The 18,916-nt window shown below is 48.9% G+C and carries 19 protein-coding genes and 1 tRNA gene; 11 read left to right on the top strand and 9 right to left on the bottom strand.

Annotation, left to right across the window (positions count from 1 at the left end):
• Positions 1-101 precede the first annotated feature (101 nt).
• The 9 genes from VHE34_RS16230 to VHE34_RS16195 all read left to right on the top strand — a co-directional run bounded on the left by VHE34_RS16230 (position 102) and on the right by VHE34_RS16195 (position 6,625).
• Positions 102-842, top strand: coding sequence for a hypothetical protein (locus VHE34_RS16230; RefSeq protein WP_325589815.1), 741 nt, complete (start codon positions 102-104; stop codon positions 840-842).
• A gap of 76 nt (positions 843-918) precedes the next feature.
• Complete coding sequence (locus VHE34_RS31145; RefSeq protein WP_414709892.1) at positions 919-1,173, top strand: SWIM zinc finger family protein; 255 nt, start codon at positions 919-921, stop codon at positions 1,171-1,173.
• Between the two features lie 2 nt (positions 1,174-1,175).
• Complete coding sequence (locus VHE34_RS16225) at positions 1,176-1,487, top strand: J domain-containing protein (protein WP_325589813.1); 312 nt, start codon at positions 1,176-1,178, stop codon at positions 1,485-1,487.
• 40 nt (positions 1,488-1,527) lie between these two features.
• Positions 1,528-1,947 carry a hypothetical protein gene (locus tag VHE34_RS16220; RefSeq protein ID WP_325589811.1) on the top strand — a complete coding sequence of 140 codons (420 nt, stop codon included), beginning with the start codon at positions 1,528-1,530 and terminating at the stop codon, positions 1,945-1,947.
• Positions 1,948-2,002: 55 nt separating this feature from the next.
• A complete protein-coding gene (locus tag VHE34_RS16215; RefSeq protein ID WP_325589809.1) occupies positions 2,003-2,965 on the top strand; it encodes a bifunctional DNA primase/polymerase in 963 nt (320 codons plus the stop codon).
• A 172-nt stretch (positions 2,966-3,137) separates the two neighbouring features.
• Positions 3,138-4,328, top strand: coding sequence for a hypothetical protein (locus VHE34_RS16210; protein ID WP_325589807.1), 1,191 nt, complete (start codon positions 3,138-3,140; stop codon positions 4,326-4,328).
• Between the two features lie 12 nt (positions 4,329-4,340).
• Positions 4,341-5,237, top strand: coding sequence for a hypothetical protein (locus VHE34_RS16205; RefSeq protein WP_325589805.1), 897 nt, complete (start codon positions 4,341-4,343; stop codon positions 5,235-5,237).
• Between the two features lie 39 nt (positions 5,238-5,276).
• Positions 5,277-5,591 carry a hypothetical protein gene (locus tag VHE34_RS16200; protein WP_325589803.1) on the top strand — a complete coding sequence of 105 codons (315 nt, stop codon included), beginning with the start codon at positions 5,277-5,279 and terminating at the stop codon, positions 5,589-5,591.
• Between the two features lie 41 nt (positions 5,592-5,632).
• Positions 5,633-6,625, top strand: coding sequence for a phosphoadenosine phosphosulfate reductase family protein (locus tag VHE34_RS16195; RefSeq protein WP_325589800.1), 993 nt, complete (start codon positions 5,633-5,635; stop codon positions 6,623-6,625).
• Positions 6,626-7,002: 377 nt separating this feature from the next.
• Here the strand turns inward: VHE34_RS16195 and istB are convergent, their stop codons facing one another.
• The 6 genes from istB to VHE34_RS16165 all read right to left on the bottom strand — a co-directional run bounded on the left by istB (position 7,003) and on the right by VHE34_RS16165 (position 12,927).
• Complete coding sequence (gene istB / locus VHE34_RS16190) at positions 7,003-7,752, bottom strand: IS21-like element helper ATPase IstB (RefSeq protein ID WP_325589798.1); 750 nt, start codon at positions 7,750-7,752, stop codon at positions 7,003-7,005.
• Positions 7,753-7,782: 30 nt separating this feature from the next.
• A complete protein-coding gene (gene istA, locus VHE34_RS16185) occupies positions 7,783-9,309 on the bottom strand; it encodes an IS21 family transposase (protein ID WP_325589796.1) in 1,527 nt (508 codons plus the stop codon).
• Between the two features lie 102 nt (positions 9,310-9,411).
• Entirely contained in the window at positions 9,412-10,221 is an 810-nt protein-coding gene (locus VHE34_RS16180) for a hypothetical protein (RefSeq protein WP_325589794.1), read from the bottom strand.
• Positions 10,222-10,717: 496 nt separating this feature from the next.
• Positions 10,718-10,791, bottom strand: a tRNA-Arg gene (locus VHE34_RS16175).
• A gap of 489 nt (positions 10,792-11,280) precedes the next feature.
• Positions 11,281-12,054 carry an SDR family oxidoreductase gene (locus tag VHE34_RS16170; RefSeq protein ID WP_325589792.1) on the bottom strand — a complete coding sequence of 258 codons (774 nt, stop codon included), beginning with the start codon at positions 12,052-12,054 and terminating at the stop codon, positions 11,281-11,283.
• Positions 12,055-12,111: 57 nt separating this feature from the next.
• On the bottom strand, positions 12,112-12,927 hold the full coding sequence (locus VHE34_RS16165) for a phytanoyl-CoA dioxygenase family protein (RefSeq protein ID WP_325589790.1): 816 nt from the start codon (positions 12,925-12,927) through the stop codon (positions 12,112-12,114).
• 258 nt (positions 12,928-13,185) lie between these two features.
• Here VHE34_RS16165 and VHE34_RS16160 point away from each other — a divergent pair, with 258 nt between their 5' ends.
• Positions 13,186-14,358 carry a BamA/TamA family outer membrane protein gene (locus tag VHE34_RS16160; RefSeq protein ID WP_325589788.1) on the top strand — a complete coding sequence of 391 codons (1,173 nt, stop codon included), beginning with the start codon at positions 13,186-13,188 and terminating at the stop codon, positions 14,356-14,358.
• A gap of 60 nt (positions 14,359-14,418) precedes the next feature.
• Here VHE34_RS16160 and VHE34_RS16155 read toward each other — a convergent pair whose 3' ends face one another.
• The 3 genes from VHE34_RS16155 to VHE34_RS16145 form a co-directional block, all read right to left on the bottom strand.
• Positions 14,419-15,069 (bottom strand): phosphatase PAP2-related protein, encoded by a 651-nt coding sequence (locus VHE34_RS16155; RefSeq protein WP_325589786.1) that lies wholly within the window; start codon positions 15,067-15,069, stop codon positions 14,419-14,421.
• Between the two features lie 164 nt (positions 15,070-15,233).
• Positions 15,234-17,141, bottom strand: coding sequence for a glucosamine-6-phosphate deaminase (nagB, locus tag VHE34_RS16150; protein ID WP_325589784.1), 1,908 nt, complete (start codon positions 17,139-17,141; stop codon positions 15,234-15,236).
• 81 nt (positions 17,142-17,222) lie between these two features.
• Positions 17,223-17,750, bottom strand: coding sequence for a sigma-70 family RNA polymerase sigma factor (locus VHE34_RS16145; RefSeq protein ID WP_325589782.1), 528 nt, complete (start codon positions 17,748-17,750; stop codon positions 17,223-17,225).
• Positions 17,751-17,900: 150 nt separating this feature from the next.
• On the opposite strand from VHE34_RS16145, the gene VHE34_RS16140 reads away from it, so the two are divergent.
• Positions 17,901-18,914: a FecR family protein gene (locus VHE34_RS16140; RefSeq protein WP_325589780.1), complete on the top strand. Its 1,014-nt coding sequence runs from the start codon at positions 17,901-17,903 to the stop codon at positions 18,912-18,914.
• Positions 18,915-18,916 lie beyond the last annotated feature (2 nt).

Raw genomic sequence — 18,916 nt, 5'->3', positions numbered from 1 at the left:
TCCGCGTGAAATTGGAGATAGTAGCCTGTACTCATTAACCAAAAGGGCTTGTCCGAAAGGGCAGGCCCTTTTATTTTCCAACCATTCAATTTTTTTAAGCAATGAATACCGTCACTGAAGTCCTCCAAGCCTGTACCATACAAGGCAATTCCATAAAGCTTCCTCCTATCCAGCTTGACCGAAACCTCTATCTGGAGGTTAAGACCACACTAGAAAAAATCGGAGGCAAATGGAAAGGAGGGAAAACCGCCGCTTTCATTTTCCGCGAGGATCCGACAGAGCCTTTTCGCGACATTGCTAATGGCAAGAAACGAAATATTAAAAAGGAGCTCCAATTTTTCGAGACTCCGCCTGAGTTGGCGGATCGTCTTGCTGAGCTGGCATGCATTTCTGGCCCTGATCTCTCCATCCTTGAACCCAGTGCGGGTCAGGGAGCAATCATACACGCGCTGTTGAGAAAGGAGCCCCGTCTGAATGTTCGTTGCTATGAGCTTCATCCCGCTTTTCAAGCTATACTGCAAAGCATAGAATCGGTGGATGTTATGGGGGCCGACTTTCTGACCAGCAATTCTTCCCTGCTTTACGACCGGATAGTCGCCAATCCTCCCTTTTCTAAAAATCAGGACATCGACCATATCACCGCCATGTATGCTCGGTTAAAACCGGGTGGACGGCTTGTTTCCATTGCTTCGATGCACTGCCAATTTGCAGATGGAACAAAGGAGAAGCGGTTCAGAAGTTGGGTTTCCAGCCTGGATTCCCAGGTCATCGAATTAGAAGACAAAACATTCCGCTCTAGTGGAACCAGCGCTTCCGCAATAGTGATCGTGATCGACAAATAACCCGATCCTCATCCAGCCCATTCATTAGCCAACATGGGGCACCTGCATCAGGTTGCCCCTATTTTTTTACCCATCAATGTATACAACTATGTTACCTACACTTCGCATATCGGCAGATGTAGCATTGCCCGACAACCACCAATGGCAATTCCGCTTTGAGGTAAAAAGCGAAACCTCCGACAGAGTCTATATCATCTCCCAAAATAAAAAGCGCCGGTTTTGGGCGTGCAGCTGCCCCGGTTGGAAACGACACCGAAAATGTAAGCACCTGATCGCTCTTGACCTGCCTTGTCACGAGCAACCTATGGAAGTAAACCTTCAAAAAGCCTGACTATGCCAAAAAAGAGAGGGTTCCTGGATGGGTACAAGACCTACGATACGTCCGATGGATTTGGGAGTGCAGACCAGTGGCGAGAGGCGTTCCATCAACGCATGTCCAAAGATGAGGCCGCAGCGATCCTTGAACGTCACAACATGACGGCACACGAGATTTTAGGTGTAAGCCCCAATGCCACCAAAGCGGAAATAAGATCCGCTTTCAGACGGTTAATTCAACAGTGGCATCCGGACAAGAACCTTGATCGCCAGGAAGAAGCTACGCAAATGAGCTTAAAAGTCATCGCCGCCTACGAATCCCTGAGATAGGAGGCTCCGTCGACAATTGTTAATTACAAAAAATGATTTTATGAAACCAATCGATCCAATTGCGCCGAACGAAGAGATGTTAAACCACCCCGATGCGCTGTTTCGGTATGAAGTGCCCGTTGAGTGGACTATGACCGGCACCGTTTGCATCATTGCAGTATCCGTAGAAGAGGCCCTGGCAGCCACCATGAAATCCACGCTGCCCCGGGGGACTTACCGAAGCGGTTCCTTTACTGTCATCAGCCAGGTTATTCATGCGGAACTTGTAAAAGACAAAAACGGCCATCCTATCCGCTTGGAAGAAGCCGTGCATGTGCCTGACCCTACTGATTCCGACCTTCATCAACACGGTTTCGATGGACACGTTACAGGCACCCATTACCAATATGTCACGGTTGTTGATCAGGAAGGTAATGCCTTCGATATCGAACCGGAGCGCCTGGAGATCTCGGTTGACTAACCTTGAACCGATTTCTGCTGGCGTTTAGACGGCTTTCACCCTTAAATAATATGGTATGTCCAACTTATCACAGGCAGCCCTGGGGTACAAATCCTTAGGACTATCCGTCGTGCCCGTACTGGCGACAAAAAGACCGCCGGGTTACTGGCGAAAATATCAGCAATATTTTATGTCTGACCGCAAAATCATCCATGTATTCGATCAACCAGACATATTTGGCGTTGCTATCGTCTGCGGAAAGATAAGCGGAGATTATGAGGGCCTGGATGCTGATTGTAAATATGATCTTTCCGGAACTCTCATGAAGCGGTTTTGTGCCGCTATTAGGGCGGGTGCTCCAGGTCTGCTCCGGCGCCTCGTAATAGCCTCTACCAGGAACGGCGGATATCATATTTACTACCGATGTCTGGATGTAGGTCGAAACCTGATCCTCGCTCAGCGTCCCAGCACCCCGGAGGAGCTGATCTTTCACCCCAACAGACTGGCCAGGACTCTCCTGGAAACCCGATCAAACGGTGGTATTATTATCGTTCCTCCCACTAATGGTTACCAGTTTATCCGCAATGATCTTCGAAGTATACCGACAATTGACCCGACCGAAAGGCAGTTGCTTATTCAAGCTGCCCGTTCTTTTAATGAATATCAACCAGATCCGCCGCCGGCACCTCCAAGGTCTTTGATAAAAGAAGAGTCCCCTGAAGATGACCCATTTCTTGCCTACGATCAAACTGACGAGGTAATCGATTGCTTGCAACGGCACGGCTGGATACTGGTACGACGGGTTGGCCCTCGAACCTACTTTCGGCGTCCGGGTGATACGGATAAGGATACCTCCGGAGATTTCCACCACGAACTGAGGCTATTCAAAGTTTTCACAACGAACTCAATGTTCGAGGCTGACAAGGGATACAGCCCACATCGCGTATACGCCTTTTTAGAATGCAACAAAGATTTCAATTTGGCTGCAAAGAGACTTCTTGCCTTGGGTCATGGCAAAGCATACAAGGATAGGCGCTAACCCACTTTCTTTTCATCATCCTACCGTTCGTCAGGATTCTCCAATTCAAAAAATGTTTTATGCAAAATCTTTCCATCCATCCGGACGGAGCGGCCCCGTTACGTGGTCCTCCCAAGTGAATAGTAGTCTAAAGCCGGATGAAAATTCTTTACCACAATATTAAATACTCATTATGATTACCTATTCAGATTCCTTTTTAGATTTCCTTAGTCGGTCTAAAAGTAAGATTGCCCGGTTACTATACAGAGCGAAATATCTTGACTATCCTTCATACCGACTGATGCTGACCACCGACGAGGTCAACTATCTCTCTCTTCGAGCAGATGGAAATATCAGCTACTTACCGGCAGACCGACAGTTAAAATACAATGAAGATGGTCAATGGTCCAGACAGGGGAGGCAGGATGGAAAACCTGCCAAGGTTATCCGGAAATTATTTACAAAAAAGGCGTTGAGGTTTTTCAAAGATTCTGATTTTGAAGGTTTTGCCAATTCGTATAAGGCAAAATTTTCCGATAATCTCTCCTTCCAAATTAGGGCATACAGTGATATTCCATTGATATATGATATGGAAATAGCACCTGGTGGTGGTAGCTTGAATAACAGCTGCATGAACGGGAATGGTGACTATTTAGATATCTATAAGTATTGCAAGAACCTTCGTATCCTCATATTGCTAAACGGAGAAGGAGCACTTTGTGGTCGAGCCCTTGTTTGGTATTTAGAAGACAACATCACCTTGATGGACAGAATTTATGTCGTCAGCGATTTTATGTACGACCTATTTATCGCTTATGCCGTCGACAGCGGCTGGTGGCATAAAAAAGACTACCGTTCACAAGACGATAAAGACGTTTTTATTAACGAGAAGGGTGAGGAAGTAATAAGGCATTTTGTTGTAAGGACCGATACTGCCTTTAGCTCTTATCCATACATCGATACGTTTACCTACGGCGACAACGGAAGCTTAAAAAACTACGAGGGTGGAAGATTTACTTATGCGAATTCTGATGGTACGAGGATGGGGGAATATTGGGATGAAATAGACGATTGCTCGTTAGACGAAGAGGATGCGGTGCTCATCACCCATGGCATTCATAGCGGGGATTGGACCCATTTCGATAACACAGCTAATATAGGTGGCCAGGTTTGGTGGAATCGTGATTCGGGAATTTCTGAGGTTAATGGGTGCTTTTATCGCGTCGAAGATACCGTTTGGTCCGACTACGACACTGTAACCCACCTGAAATCTGATTGCATCTGGAGCGACGTGCACGATTCTTATATTTTGAAATGTGACTCCGTATTGCTTGATGGAGAGATCTATCATAAGGATGCTCTCAACGACTTGCAACGGGCTTAAAAAGATTTTACCATGAACCTGCATAAATTAATTGAAATATTACAAGTTCAAACCGTCTCATACGAACAATTCAGGATGTTTGCAAAAATCATCCGCGAGGTAAAGTCGATCAGGGACTGTAACTTTTATACGCACAAAGGGAATATTTATGTCACTAAAGGGCAGGCTGATGGCTACCCCTGCCTGGTCGCACATATGGATACTGTTCACGACATTGTCGAGGACCTGACAGCAGTTCCGATTGGTGGAAATATCATCGGGATTAATCAGGCTACAATGATGCAGACTGGAATTGGCGGAGACGACAAAGTAGGGGTGTTTATGGCACTCGAGTGTTTACGATTAATTGATCCTATCAAAGTCGCTTTTTTCAGAGACGAAGAAACCGGATGTGAAGGCAGCTATGAAGCCGACATGACCTTTTTTGAAAATTGCAATTTTGTCTTGCAATGTGACAGGCAAGGGAATGAAGATTTTGTTGTTGACGCCTCTGGAATCGAGCTATCGAGTTCCAAATTTCAGTTTCAGATTGGCCCACTGCTTGATGTCTTCAACTATCAAATGGTAAGCGGTCTGATGACCGACGTAATGGCTCTAAAGGATCTTGGTCTATCCTGCTCTGCAGCAAATGTAAGTTGCGGCTATTTTAACCCCCACACTGCTCACGAGTTTGTCAATATTGACAGCGTGGAGCACTGTTTCAATTTGGTTGTCTCAATTATTGATCAGATGGGAAACATCAAATTCCCGCACATACTTAAGGAAACTGGATATTGGCGGAATTCTGCCCAAAATCAATGGCATGCAAAATCGCTGTACTGCATGGACTGCTGGGCGGAGGAACCTACAGCAAACGGGTATTGCCAATCCTGCAATGAGTATTATTCTTCTATGACGGGTTGCCGTTAAGACCATGCCCGTTTTTTCCTAATCATTTAACCAATTTATATGTCTGTTCAAGATAGCAGCAAGCAATTGCCACAGTGCTTTATTTTTCATGAAGATCCCGGTCACGCATGGCTCGAAGTGCCTTTGCATGCATTGGATTTGCTTGGCATCTCAAAAAACATAACATCATTCTCTTATAAGTCGAGAGGAAAGGCATACCTGGAAGAAGACGTTGATGCCATAACTTTTATAAAGGCATGGCTACTGAGCCAAAGCCGACCAGAGGATGACTTCTCCTATTTTAAAGCGAGATGCATAACGGCTTACGAACGTCATAGTTTCATTCGAAGTTTACCTGGTTACGCCATCCAGTAGATCGAAACTCACCTACTTCACCTGCGCACGACAATAAGTATATGAAAAATTCTCAAAGTTCTCAAGATGAACAAATATTGCCTTATATCCGGGATGGAACGTTTCCCATCATCGTAGCTTTTTCCGGAGGAAAGGATAGTATTGCTATGGTATTATACCTACTGGAGCAAGGCATTGACAGGCGCCGCATTCATCTTCATCACCATGACGTTGACGGGGGAGGCCCGAATCTATTCGATTGGCCGTGTACGAAGTCCTATTGCAAAGCTTTTGCGGATGCCATGGGGCTTTCATTGTTTTTCTCTTACCGAGAAGGCGGCATTTACCGCGAAATATTCCGCAACAGAGAGCCGCGCCAAGATATTCTCTATCAACGGGAGCCTGCCGGCCGGTTTTTTCGGGTTCCTTCCGATAAGACCGCTATAAACACCCGGTTGAAGTTTCCTGCAGTCTCTTCTAATCTTCTGACCAGGTGGTGCAGTTCTACTGTTAAGATTGACGTTCTACATAGCGTAGTCGCCCATCATCCCCTGTATCAACATTGCCTGATGGTGCTTACCGGTGAACGAAGGGAAGAGAGCCCCGCCCGCAGCAAGTATTTGGATGTTGAGCTGTATAAAGCTAATACAAAGACGCGAAAGGCGATCCACTGGCGTCCGATCCTAGAATGGCCTGAATCTGCCGTTTGGGAAATCATTTCCCAGTGGCATATCCAACCACATCCTGCTTATATGCTGGGCTGGAACCGATGTAGCTGTCAGATGTGCATATTTAGTGACCCGGACCTTTGGGCAACCATTGCTGCTATCGATCCAAGAAAGATCAGAAAACTGGCAGCCACAGAGCAGCAGCTAAATTTTACCCTGTATTCCCAAAGAAACATTATAGATACCGTGACTGCTGGTACGCCATTGACGGATCTCGACCAATTTTGGGTGGATCAAGCATTAGACTACTTTAATGCGCCGATCATTCTTTCCAATTGGCAGCTGCCGAAAGGGGCTTTTAGAAAGGAAGTTGCCGGCGCCCTGTAAACCTCACTTTTCATTCGGCAAGTCTGTTTTGTGAGACACTCCCTTGCTTATTATGGCAGATACTACGTCACTTTCCGGACAACTGAATTCTTTTGCCAAAACAGTATATCTTGCCGGTATCGGCCTGGTGTAGTTCTCTGGGACTAGGGTTGCAGGGATATCAATATTACCTGCATATTTTTCAACGTATCAGTTTTTCTGAATTTACATGTTTGAGCGAAAGCATTTTCACTCTTGACATTGGAATTACATCAACAATACTATGGAGATGGCGCTCTAATTGACCATAGCGTAGCGCTGCAAAATGACCACCCAGAGTAGGTGTGTAATTGAGTGCGAGAGAAAGAGCTGTTTGAGTAGTTAAAAATAGGTGATTTTTAATTTTGTTCCTCGACCTGTTTTTTTGTCCACTTCCTTCTAAGGGACTCGCCTTTCAGTTCGATTCGGTGAGCGCTATGAACGATCCTGTCCAGAATAGCATCGGCCACGGTCTGTTCGCCGATGACTTCATACCACTGTTTGATGGGTATTTGAGAGGTAATGAGTGTGGTCCGTTTTCCATGACGGTCTTCAATAATTTCCAGCAAGGAGGCTCTGCTCAGTTGATCCAGGGGCTGGATACCAAAGTCGTCGAGGATGAGTAGGTCTTGCCGCTCTATTTTGTTGAGTTCTTTCATAGCTGATCCGTCCGCCTTAGCCATTTTTATCTGAGAGAGTAGCCGAGTGGTATTGGCATACAGTACTTTAAAGCCTATTTGGCAAGCCTGGTGGCCAAGAGCAGATGCCAGGAAGCTTTTACCGGTCCCAGTGGGGCCCGTGATGAGCAGGTTCTCACATTTGGTAATAAAGGAGCCTTCAGCCAGCCGGTGGACCTGGTTTTTATCGATGCCCCTGCCAGCCGTATAATCGACTTGCTCCATGGTGGCCTTATAGCGGAAGCGGGCATTGCGCAAGCTTCTTTCAATGGCCCGGTTATGACGATCATCCCATTCGCTATCTATCAGCAAGGCTATCATCTCATCAGCGGTGTAAGGCTCGTTGCGAGGGGTGTCCATGTTAGCCTTGAAGGCATTGTACATGCCGAACAGGTTCATTCGTCGCATTTTGTCGAGGGTGGTGGTGTTCATGATGTTGTATTTAAAAAGTGAGTAAATGCTTTATTCGTAATAGTTCTCGCCCCGGATGTTGGCATGCTGTGGCATGGGCAACTCTTGTTTTTCGTCATCTGTCAGCTGATCCAGTTTCTTCTCCAGGATCTGAACGATGATGGGATAGTTGTATACACCGAAGCTGTGCGCTCTGCGACAGGCGCCAGCCAATCGTTCGCTGCCGACCTTTCTTTTCAGGTTCAGGATACCTGAGCAGGATTTGTATGCTTGTTCGGGGTGTTGTTTTCGTTCGATGATCTCTATGATGTAGCGGGCAACCACTTCATGGATAGCCCTGGCTTCTTCAATAAACTTCTCCGGCGTCCATTCACTCAGGTAGCGATGAGCGGAGGCCAGGTGCTCTGGATGCGTGGTATAATGGTATTTGCGGTACTGGCGGCTATGGGTGGCAATGCGCTCATATTTGTAAAAGACCTCTACCTGGGTGGAAGTATATAACAGCTTGACCCGTTTGCCGATGTATCGATACGGTACACTGTAATAATGCTTGTCCGGTCCCAGGCAGACATGCCCGTTTTTCATGACCGTACAAAGCTGCTGTTGCTTGTACTCATACCGATAGACGGGTAAGGGGCGTAGCGCTTGTCTCTCCAGCTCTTCAAACTGGTCTCTACGACTATAGTTGCGGCCTTTTAAGGAACCGTTGTTATGCGCCTCCAGCGCTTCTCGTAACGCATGATTGAGGGAAGCCAGGCTGTGATATATCTGAGGAACGATCCGGCTGTAAATGCGATGGTACATGATCTTGACCACCCCTTCCACCAAGGACTTATCTTTCGGGCGATAGGCCCTGGCCGGTAAAACAACCGTGCCATAGTGTTCGGCAAAATCGGCAAAGGTCTCATTGATCACCGGTTCATACCGGCTGCTCTTCGTTACAGCTGAACGTAAATTATCCGGGACGATGGCAGCCGGAACACCTCCAAAGTAGTGCAGGGCGTTCTCACAGGCCGCGATCAGATCTTCCTTGCGTTGACTGCCCACCGCTTCAATATAGGTCAGCTGGCTGCAGCCCAAAATAGCAGCAAAGACTTCTACTTTCTGCACTTCCCCGGTGTCTGCCGCTACAATGGATAGCTTTTCCCCCGCAAAATCGATGTACATCTTATCGCCGGCTTTGTGCTCCATATGCATGACCGGCCGGACCCGCTGACTGTAGAACTTATAATATTTCTTGAACTGTGTGTATTGATAGGCTGGCTGGTTAGCCGCATAGTAGTCCTGCCATAACTTGATGAGCGTTACTCCTTTGCGCTTCATTTGCTTCTCGATCTCCGGTAGCAACTCCTGCAGCCGCGCAAAGCGAGCATCGGGTAGCACAGGATGCGGCTCAATAAAAAGCTGTTCCAGTTCATGATCACTGAGGGCCGTGATCTCTTCATAGGTCATCTTTAAGGAAATAAACCGGCCGATATACCGCTTAACGGTATTGCGTGCCACGCCCGTGATCTCACTGATCTGCTTCTTGCTGGTCCCCTGCGTAAAATATCGCAGGATCTGACGTAGTCTAAGCATTGTAATGGGTTTATTCGCCATGGTTACTGGGTTGGTTGAACAACCAACTTCAGCATTTATGGCAACCCAAACAACTGTCTTTCCCCAACCTACTCTGGGTGGTCAATTTGCAGCGCCACGACTGGTCAATTTGCAGCGCCACGACTGGTCAATTTCAAACGCTACAGCATGGTCAGTTTGAGCGTTTTTTCCAATACTATCTTTTTCATGATATATGTAAATATAGTTTTTTGTACTCCCAATGTAATAAGTGGAGCTATCGGATCTAATTTTTATGTTATTTTCCAATTCAATAATCGTTCCGACAAAGAGTTTTCTTTGTTTTAATGTTGTTCCCTCCCTGTAACCTCTATAATAGACAACTCCGATAGCGATAATACCGAAAATAAAAATATTGGTCCAAATCCTGATTGAAAAACTGCTATTAAAATGATTATGTTTTCTTTCAATCTCATTTAAGAAAATCAAAAATAATAGGAAGGCCACAGTTACCACATATGACATCCAAACATCACTCCATTTGTAAGAATTATCGAAGAATTTTGATAGTATATTGAATATCGTCAGGTTTATAAAAGCTCCAAAAAGGCTTGGTAAATAAAAAAGGATGTATCGCCCTGACCGTTTGAAAGGATTTACTTCGGATAGTATTTGCTCCCTTTCAGCCTTTCGTTCGTCACTCTCTTTATTAGACCATAAAAAAGTGTTCAAAAACATTGAAAAAAGGACGAAAATCAGAACGATTATGGTATCAAGAAACGAGGTTAATATCTCGCCAAATTCTAAATACGGTCCAACATTGAATTCAAATACGGAGTAGAAAGCAAACAGCTTTGAGACACCCAATAAGACGAGGAATGCGCCCGAAAAAGGTAATAGCTGAAGGAATGTAAGTTTTTCAGGCTTGGGCATAGTCGTTAGGTGTAAATATAACAATATTTCTTTGGCTGAATAAGTGCAGATGGGAAGAAAGTTATAGCGGGGCGTGGGGTGTCGGAACGAATTATCTATGATTTGGCGCGGTCCTGCATGAGCAAGCTGACGTTGGCTGATGCAGACTAAGTCGGAATTGCGGCAGATGAAGGGCTCGAGCTGTCGACCTTTTGCTTGTAAGAAGAGTATTAGGTAATGGGGAATTTCGATCAGACATTTAAGCAGGGCATAATCGCCTGGAGGCCCGATTCGAAAAGTACTAAATGGTTAACAGAAAATTCTTAACTTAACTGAATCAAAATCGCTCTAATCTTTCCCAGCGGTTTTGGTTGCAGCAAATATGCAGAAACGAAAAGTTCACCGTTTCACTGATCCAAAAAATATCATCAAAAAAGATCGGCAGGAGACGGCAGAAAAAGCAAAAGGGACCAATCTTTTTTACAAGACCAATCCCTTTTAACTCTTTGATAATCAGTGACTCTGTCAGGATTCAAACCTGAAACCTTCTGATCCGTAGTCAGATGCTCTATTCAGTTGAGCTACAGAGCCAAGATGAAAAAAAACTACTCAAAAAAGAACTTCAACCCTTTTGATCCGTAGTCAAATGCTCTATTCAGTTGAGCTACGGGGCCGTCCCATCATTAAAGGATTGTAGGCCATCCATTTAACGGGCTGCAAATATAGTATAAAATCTCGGAAAGCAAAAAATATTTACCTTAGAAAGGCCGGTCGAGCGGCAAGGCGGCGTCCAATGAGGAGGTGACAATCCTGTCGGTTAAAGTGGTACTGAAAATTGAGCATAACAAATTCACTGGCTTATCCGATGGAACGAGCCGCTCATCGCCAGCTTTATGAATGTGTCGAACGCAGGATGGGAGCCATTGATACGATCGACCTTCAGCCATTCAGCCATGCTAATCAACGGGCCAAGAAGCTCAGTAGCCACCGTGAAGACAGCGCCTTCATTCACGAAGCGCCGACACGCACAAAGGGACGGCAACGCAAAATGGGGCGACATGTACAAAGGGGCGGCATGTGCTACTCATAGATCTTCATCGCCGTACGCTCCACCATCGTCTTCGGCAAGAGCCAGGCCATCGCGGCTCCAAGCTTATTGATAAAACCGGTGATGACTTCCGCCTTTCCGGCCAGCATTCCTTTGACAGCAAGCGAGGCAACCGTTTCGGCGGGCATGTTAAATTTTTCGGCGGCTTTCATCCCTTTTTCACCGAGCTGGGCGCGGTTGGGGAAGTCGGTGTCGGTGGCGCCGGGGCTGACGCAAGTGACCGAAACGGGGGTTTTGTAGAGCTCCTGGTGCAGCCCGCGGCTAAAGGCCAGTACGAAGGCCTTGGTAGCCGCGTAAAGCGTCAGCTTGGGCACGGCCTGGTAGGCGGCGGAACTGGCAATATTGAGGATATAAGCCTTTTTATGCTTGCGCAGCTCGGGCAGGAAGAGCCGGGTCATACCCACCAGGGTGGACATGTTCAGCTGCATCATATTGAGATGATCGGCAAGGCCGTATCTTTCAAAGGAACCGCTGAGGCCATAACCGGCATTGTTGACGAGGATACTGACATCGTAGCCACGGGCGCGGCACCAGTCGAAGACATTCTGCGGGGATTCGGGGGTGGCCAGGTCAATGGCCAGATAATCGGTCTGAACCTTAAAGCGGGAAGCGATCTCGGCTGCCAGTTGCCGGAGCAGGTCCTCGGAGCGGGCGACGAGCAGGACATTGAATCCACGGCCCGCCAGCTCGCGGGCGATAGCCCGGCCGATACCTTTGCTGGCGCCGGTTATTAAAGCATATTCCATATGGGCGTAAAGATAAAGCCCGGACGCAGAGCATCCGGGCTTTATCTTCAAGTATTTTTAGTTTTGGACTTTAGAGGCAAGCCGGTGATAGAACGGCGTCTTGCTGTGCTCGTCCTTCGGCATATATTTCCCAGTGATGATCGGCACATACATTACCCGGCGGCGGCTGGCTTCGCCATACAGCGGGGACTGCTGCGCCCGGTGCCAGATACGGCCGTCATGCACGGTCAGATCGCCGGCCTGAATATCGAAGCCGATCTCGCGGCGGTCGGGATTATTGTCGATGAAATATTTCTTCCCGAAGAGAAGGCGCAGTACGCCCTGCTTGTGGGTCCCGGGCAATACGCGCAGACCGCCATTCTCGAAAGGGGTATCGTCCAGGTGGATGCCCACATTCAGCATCGGCATGATCTTCTGCCCCAGGAACAGGTCGCGGGGGCTATCGGTATGCCAACCCATCTGGGTGAAATTGCTCTCCGGCATGCGAACGTAATGGTTGAGGATCAATCCATCCTTCTCATTCTCGCTGATCCTCCCTTCATAGGGATACAGCAATCCCACCAGGGACTGGACGCGCGGATCCTGCAGCATCTCGTGCAGGGGCTTGCTGTACAGGGACAGAAAGCACATCCGCTGGATCATCTTATTGCCGTTCTGATCCTTGCCGAATTTCAGGGGGATGCCATTTACCTTCTCCTTCCCTTCATCCAGCCATTGTTTTTCGATCCTGTTGAGCTCTTGTATGAATAATTGAACGGTCTCCGAATTCAGAAAATTCCTAAATATGATCACTCCGTACTTGTCGAAAAAGTTAAATTGCTCGTCTGTTAGCTTATCTCCCAGGACAAAATCGGGGACTTCGAATTTTTTCATAAATGCTAGCTTTATTTAAGAAAAGGAAGGGTCGTCCCTTTCCGCTTCAGCGCTTTTGAGTATTGGGTTAGTTGAATTTTAACAAATTGTGAATTCTTCATTAAGCATCAAATGTAAGAAAATTAAATTTTTAGGCGTTAATTTGCGTCCTTTTTATCGATCAATATAAATAAATATACTACACCCTTGCCCCTGCTTTCGTTAAGAAATGTAAAATTTACCTATTTTCTTGGCTTTTTCATACTTTATTTTATCCCCATGTATGGAAAAGCCCAACGCGACAGCCTTAAAACACTTCCTGTAGAAAAGCTGCCGTTGACGATAAAAAGTCCGGCAAATATACGTCCTATTCTCGTTCTGCCAATCATTGCCAGGAGTATCGAAACCGGCTGGTCCTTAGGGCTTGCCAGCGCAGCTACTTTCCATCTCAAAAGCCGCGACACGACTATCAGAGCCGGAGCGATCGGAGGGAGCCCTTCCGAAGGGCGGACATTGGATTCGTGCGCGGACCGTGCGATTTTGCAACAGCAACACGGTCCGCGCACTTCTAACGTCCAGGCCCTTGCACTTTATACTACCCGCCGCCAGTTTGTAGTGGCCTTAAATGGTTCCATTTACTTCCCCGGCGAACGGTTCATCCTGAACGAACAGTTATCCTACAGCTCCTTTCCCGACAACTTCTGGGGCCTTGGAAAACGGGCGCCCGACACGAGCAAGGAATCATATAAATTTAAGCAGTATTATATATACTTACACCCCCAATTCCTGGTCGCCCGAAATCTATTTTTCGGCGTCCTTTACGAGTATCAGCGGGTGTTCAACATCGACTACAAGCCGGATGGTCTCTTCGACAAGCAGGACGTCCCCGGTCGCTTTGGTTACCATGTCTCCGGCTTTGGGCTCAGTCTCACCTACGACACACGCAACAATGCCTTCTCTCCGGACAAGGGGGTAATGCTGCAGTTCTATTTCGATCACTTCGCTCCTTTTTTCGGATCCAACTATCAATACACCAATTATGTGATCGATCTCCGCCGCTTCCTCCGCATCTATAAGCAACAGGTGCTGGCCCTGCAAATCTTCGGCAGCTTCAACAGCGGGGTGACGCCCCTGCGAAGCCTGTCCTACCTGGGCGGCGCCAACCTGATGCGAGGCTATTATGCGGGCCGCTTTCGCGACAAGAACGCCGCCGTTATCCAGGCGGAATACCGCGTTCCTCTCTTCTGGCGGCTGGCGGCCGCCGGGTTTGCCGATGTCGGAAATATCGGTCCCGAACTGGACTACATCGATTTCCACCACTTCAAATACTCCTATGGCGGCGGGCTCCGGGTCGCGCTGAACCAGAAGGAAAAGCTGAACCTCCGGCTCGACTATGGCATTGCCAAGGGATCCTCACAGGGATTCTATTTGCAGCTGGGAGAGGCGTTCTGACAGCCGTCGATCGACAGGGCATGACTAGGCAAAGCGGCGAGGGACGGAAGGGCGCCGATATCAGCCCCGGCGCAAAACCGTGCGGATAGCGATCTGGTACGAGATCCAGCAGAAGACCAACGCCCCGAGTATATCGAGCGTGTAGTGTACGTGCTGCACCAGCAGGAGGAAGGCGACGACCGCCGTGACCACCAGCGCCAGCTTCTTGTCGGTCTTCCCGGGAACGGTGAGAAAAAGAAGGAACATCGAAGAAGTGTGACCGGAAAAGAACAGGTCCTTGGTAACGAATTTATCACTGCCGTAAAAGAAGTTGCTCACGGGGTCGACGAGCCCGATGAGCCCGGCAGGCGGATCGAGAGGAACGAGCGTGATCGCGAGACAGCGAAATATGGTCAGGAAAATGAACGACCAAAGATAGGCTATAAACATCCTCGGCGTCTGCGCCGCCCGAAATACGCAATAGGCGGTGAAGGCCCACATGACGATAAACAGCGCCGTCGAGATATTGTGCGCCGGCAGCGCCCGTAAGATGGGGTCGTTCAGCAGGAGGCCGTGACGACGCTCGATGTATTGAAAGAACAAAGGCAATAAGGAGAGCAATGTGACGAGGATGATCATGCCCGCCATCAGGCGACGGCGAAACGCTGGTGTTAGCCAGGCTTCCTGCCATCCCAGTTTTACTTCGATCAGGATTGACTGTGGTTGTAACATAAGGGGAGCCCGGAGGCTCCCCACAAAAATACGATAATGATTAATTAACGCAAATTTAATGACGGGTTAATAGATGGTTGGTTGCGGTCTTTTATGGCTCCGCTTGCGGAGCCCGTTTGTGAAGCGTTAATGTCTGCTTCGCTTCGCCTAACACCCTCCGGGTGTTAGTAGTGCCAACGAACGAACGCCTCCATCGCGGCGTACTTAGTGAATCCCAACTGCGCATACAGGTTGGCCGTATTCGCATTGCGATCCTCTGCGCGCTGCCAGAACTCCCGGCTATCGCTACCCTGAAAGGGAACCATATCCTTTTGCGACTGGTGGATAAAGATGCCGAAGCGCTTTTTGAGCACCTGGTCGGGGCTCATAGGAATGGCCATCTCGATCTCGCTGATATCCCACTCCTGCCAGGCGCCCTTATAGAGCCAGAGCCAGCAGTCCTTGAGCCATTCATCACCGGCGGCCTTGAGGCGGCGCATCGATTCGAAGACGATATCCAGGCAAACTTTATGCGTGCCATGCGGATCGGCGAGATCACCGGCAGCATAGATCTGATGAGGCTTGATCTTTCGCAACAGATCTATCGTCATCTGTACATCGGCCTCGCCCATGGGCTTTTTCTCGATGGTTCCCGTCTCATAGAAGGGCAGGTTCATGAAATGGATATTCTCATCTTTGATGCCTACATAGCGGCAAGTGGCCCGGGCCTCGCAGCGGCGGATGAGCCCCTTGATCGCGCGGATCTCGGGAGTATCTATATCGCTGGCCTTTTTCGTCCTGAGATAACGGGTGGCCTGCTCGAGAATCTGTGAGGACTTCTTACTGTCGATGCCGCTGAGCTCTTCGAAGCCGACCGCGAAATCGAGAAAGCGGGTGACGAACTCATCCGTGACCGCGATGTTCCCCGAGGTCTGATAAGCGACATGAACGTCATGTCCCTGGTCGTGCAGCCGCATAAAGGTCCCGCCCATCGAGATGATATCGTCATCGGGGTGGGGGGAGAAGATCAGGCAGCGCTTGGGGAAGGGTTCTGCGCGCTCGGGATGTGTCGTGAGCTTGAAATTGGGTTTTCCGCCGGGCCAGCCGGTGATGCTGTCCCGCAGCAGGTAGAACACCTGCAGGTTGATCTCATAGGCATCGCCTTTCTCCACCAGGAGATCGGCCAGACCATTATCATTATAATCGCTGTTCTTCAGGCTGAGGATGGGTTTGCCCAGCTTCAGGGCCATATTGACGACAGCCTTACGCATCATCTGCGGGGTCCAGATGGTGTCGCCGGCGAGCCAGGGCGACTTGAAGCGGGTCAGTTCGGACGCGGCAACTTCGTCGAGGAAGAAGGTGACGTCATTGTGCTGCTGCAACAGCGAGGCGGGGATCTGTTCGGTGACATTGCCTTCGACGGCTTTCCTGATCACCGGCGCTTTCATTTGGCCCCAGGCCATGAGGATTATGCGTTTCGCCTTGAGGATGGTGCTGATGCCCATCGTGACGGCCAGGCGCGGCACCTGCGAGATATTCTGGAAGTCATGGGAGTTGGCGATGCGGGTGGAGTTGTCCAGCGGAACGAGGCGGGTGCGCGAATAGATGCTGCTTCCGGGCTCGTTGAAACCGATATGCCCGTTGTTGCCGATGCCGAGGATCTGCAGGTCGATACCACCGGCCTCTTCGATCATCTTCTCGTAATCCAGGCAATGCTGCTTGATGTCCTCTTTCTTCCACTGTCCATTGGGGATATGACAGTTGGCCGGATCGATATCCACCTTGTTGAACAGCTGCTCCTTCATGAAGCGGTTATAGCTTTGCAGCGCATCGTTGTCGATCGGGTAATATTCGTCGAGATTGAAAGTGATCACATTCCTAAAGCTCAGCTTTTCCTCCCGGTGCAGGCGCACCAGCTCGGTATAAAGCGATTTGGGCGAAGAACCCGTGGCGAGACCAAGGACAGTCTTCTGTCCTTTTGCTTCTTTATCACGAATCAATTTCGCGATCTCCTTTCCGATTTGCCGGGAACCTTCTTCCAAAGAGCCAAAAATGCTTACAGGAATTTTCTCGAACGAATCTACCATGCTCATAGCTTAGAATTTTTTTATGTGCGCAAATAGGTCTAAGATGGCGCAAATTAAAACCTTATTCCGATATGTTACAAAAATGGATCAATCGTTTGCAGAGATAACGAACTGTTTTTTTAGCATTTTCATGGCCTGGTATAAGAGATTGCGGGCTACCTGGTAGTTGATGCCCATCACTTCTCCAAGCTCGTCATAGGTGAGGTTCAGATAATATTTCAGATAGATGATCTCTTTTTGACGCGGGGAAAGCTGATCGACCGCCTTCAGCACTTTCTGCCGCTTCTCCTCATTTTCCTGCGTGGCGATAAGGAAGGTCTCATGGCTCCATTCGAAGGCAAGATTCCCCGATGTGGCCAGAAGGGTATCGCGTTTTTTATGATTGCCTCTTAATAGCTTGTATTTCAGCGACTTGAGCAAATAGGAGCGGACTGAGATCACGGCGCTGCGCGAGTTGGATTTCCAGAGCTCGATGAACAGCTCCTGGATGGCGTCCTCCAGTTGCTGATAGTCGCCGGTGAATTTACTGCCGAACCGGCAAAGCGCTTCATAATGATTGCGGAAGAGGGTGGCGAAGGCTTCCCTGTCTCCTTTGCGAAAGGATTCCCATAGCATTATGTCGTTCCGGTTCGTATCCAAGTGGTGATGCTGTGCTAAAACAGACTGAAAATTAGCAAAATAATGGCTGTGGGCGGAAAAGAATTTTAGCAGAAACGATAAAACGTTCAAAAAAATAGTGGAAGTGGGCATTACAAAATTATCTTTATGGGCACGAGTTATAGTATGCAACAAGATTTTCGCGAACCCGAGGACCTTTTGTCCGATGAATCGTTCCTTTCCTGGTATTTCGAACGGGACAGGGAGGGCGATCAGGAATGGACGCGTTGGATAAATGAGACGCCGGGCAGGGACCAAATGGTGCGGGACGCGATCGTGCTGCTGGAATCGACGCTTGTTCCGGAGAAGGAAATGCCGGCAAGCCAGCTTCAATGGGCGGAAGCTGCGTTGATGCAAAAAATAGAGGTGCAGGAGCTGCCTGCCGCCAGAAGTGGTCTTTCAGCCTGGAGATGGATGGCTGCGGCTTCCATCCTGGTGTTGCTCGCGGGAGCCATGGTCGTAATGCGCATCCGGTCGGGCGGGGAGAAGGTCCTGATCACTCCGTATGGCCAGCTGATGGTGCAGCAACTGCCGGATGGATCGGAGGTGACGATCAACGCCAACAGCCGCGTCCGCTATGCCAATAACTGGAAGGAGGGGGGAGAAAGGGAAGTGTGGGTGGACGGTGAAGCCTTCTTTCATGTGCGGAAGACATGGAACCGCAGCAGGTTTGTCGTGCATGCCGACCGTTTCGACGTCATCGTCACGGGCACACAGTTCAATGTGGTCAACCGTCCCCGCAATGCCAACGTGATGCTGAACGAAGGAAGCGTGATCCTGCATGGCAGGGACGGGCAACAGCTGAACATGGCGCCAGGGGACTTCGTGCAATGGGATGGGAAGACCCTGAGCCGGCGGGAAGTCCAGCGGGACAGCGTGCTGGCCTGGAAGGACCGGACCTTGTTCTTCGATAAGACCCCTTTGAAAGAAGTGGTCAATATCATCGAAGACCAGTATGGCGTAAAAGTGCAACTGGCTGACCCTTCGCTCGGCGACAGTACGATCACCGGTATGATGCCCAACAACAATTTGGAGAGATTGCTGCAGGCGATGCAGGCGACAAAGAACTTCGATGTCATCCAAAGCGATGGCAGGATCGAAATAAAAGCACCGGCCCGTTGATG

Source organism: Puia sp., assembly GCF_035546395.1.
In the GTDB taxonomy this organism is placed as follows: domain Bacteria; phylum Bacteroidota; class Bacteroidia; order Chitinophagales; family Chitinophagaceae; genus Puia.
This window is presented reverse-complemented; position numbering and strand designations above follow the sequence as displayed.

Bases quoted from the DNA above. Each gene is read 5' to 3' on its own strand.
- VHE34_RS16200 (WP_325589803.1), top strand. From the start codon at position 5,277: ATGTCTGTTCAAGATAGCAGCAAGCAATTGCCACAGTGCTTTATTTTT.
- VHE34_RS16215 (WP_325589809.1), top strand. From the start codon at position 2,003: ATGTCCAACTTATCACAGGCAGCCCTGGGGTACAAATCCTTAGGACTA.
- istB (WP_325589798.1), bottom strand. From the start codon at position 7,752: ATGAACACCACCACCCTCGACAAAATGCGACGAATGAACCTGTTCGGC.
- VHE34_RS16195 (WP_325589800.1), top strand. From the start codon at position 5,633: ATGAAAAATTCTCAAAGTTCTCAAGATGAACAAATATTGCCTTATATC.
- VHE34_RS16180 (WP_325589794.1), bottom strand. From the start codon at position 10,221: ATGCCCAAGCCTGAAAAACTTACATTCCTTCAGCTATTACCTTTTTCG.
- VHE34_RS16155 (WP_325589786.1), bottom strand. From the start codon at position 15,069: ATGTTACAACCACAGTCAATCCTGATCGAAGTAAAACTGGGATGGCAG.
- VHE34_RS16210 (WP_325589807.1), top strand. From the start codon at position 3,138: ATGATTACCTATTCAGATTCCTTTTTAGATTTCCTTAGTCGGTCTAAA.
- VHE34_RS16205 (WP_325589805.1), top strand. From the start codon at position 4,341: ATGAACCTGCATAAATTAATTGAAATATTACAAGTTCAAACCGTCTCA.
- VHE34_RS16145 (WP_325589782.1), bottom strand. From the start codon at position 17,750: ATGCTATGGGAATCCTTTCGCAAAGGAGACAGGGAAGCCTTCGCCACC.
- VHE34_RS31145 (WP_414709892.1), top strand. From the start codon at position 919: ATGTATACAACTATGTTACCTACACTTCGCATATCGGCAGATGTAGCA.
- VHE34_RS16140 (WP_325589780.1), top strand. From the start codon at position 17,901: ATGGGCACGAGTTATAGTATGCAACAAGATTTTCGCGAACCCGAGGAC.
- VHE34_RS16220 (WP_325589811.1), top strand. From the start codon at position 1,528: ATGAAACCAATCGATCCAATTGCGCCGAACGAAGAGATGTTAAACCAC.
- VHE34_RS16225 (WP_325589813.1), top strand. From the start codon at position 1,176: ATGCCAAAAAAGAGAGGGTTCCTGGATGGGTACAAGACCTACGATACG.
- VHE34_RS16160 (WP_325589788.1), top strand. From the start codon at position 13,186: ATGTATGGAAAAGCCCAACGCGACAGCCTTAAAACACTTCCTGTAGAA.
- istA (WP_325589796.1), bottom strand. From the start codon at position 9,309: ATGCTTAGACTACGTCAGATCCTGCGATATTTTACGCAGGGGACCAGC.
- VHE34_RS16170 (WP_325589792.1), bottom strand. From the start codon at position 12,054: ATGGAATATGCTTTAATAACCGGCGCCAGCAAAGGTATCGGCCGGGCT.
- VHE34_RS16165 (WP_325589790.1), bottom strand. From the start codon at position 12,927: ATGAAAAAATTCGAAGTCCCCGATTTTGTCCTGGGAGATAAGCTAACA.
- nagB (WP_325589784.1), bottom strand. From the start codon at position 17,141: ATGAGCATGGTAGATTCGTTCGAGAAAATTCCTGTAAGCATTTTTGGC.
- VHE34_RS16230 (WP_325589815.1), top strand. From the start codon at position 102: ATGAATACCGTCACTGAAGTCCTCCAAGCCTGTACCATACAAGGCAAT.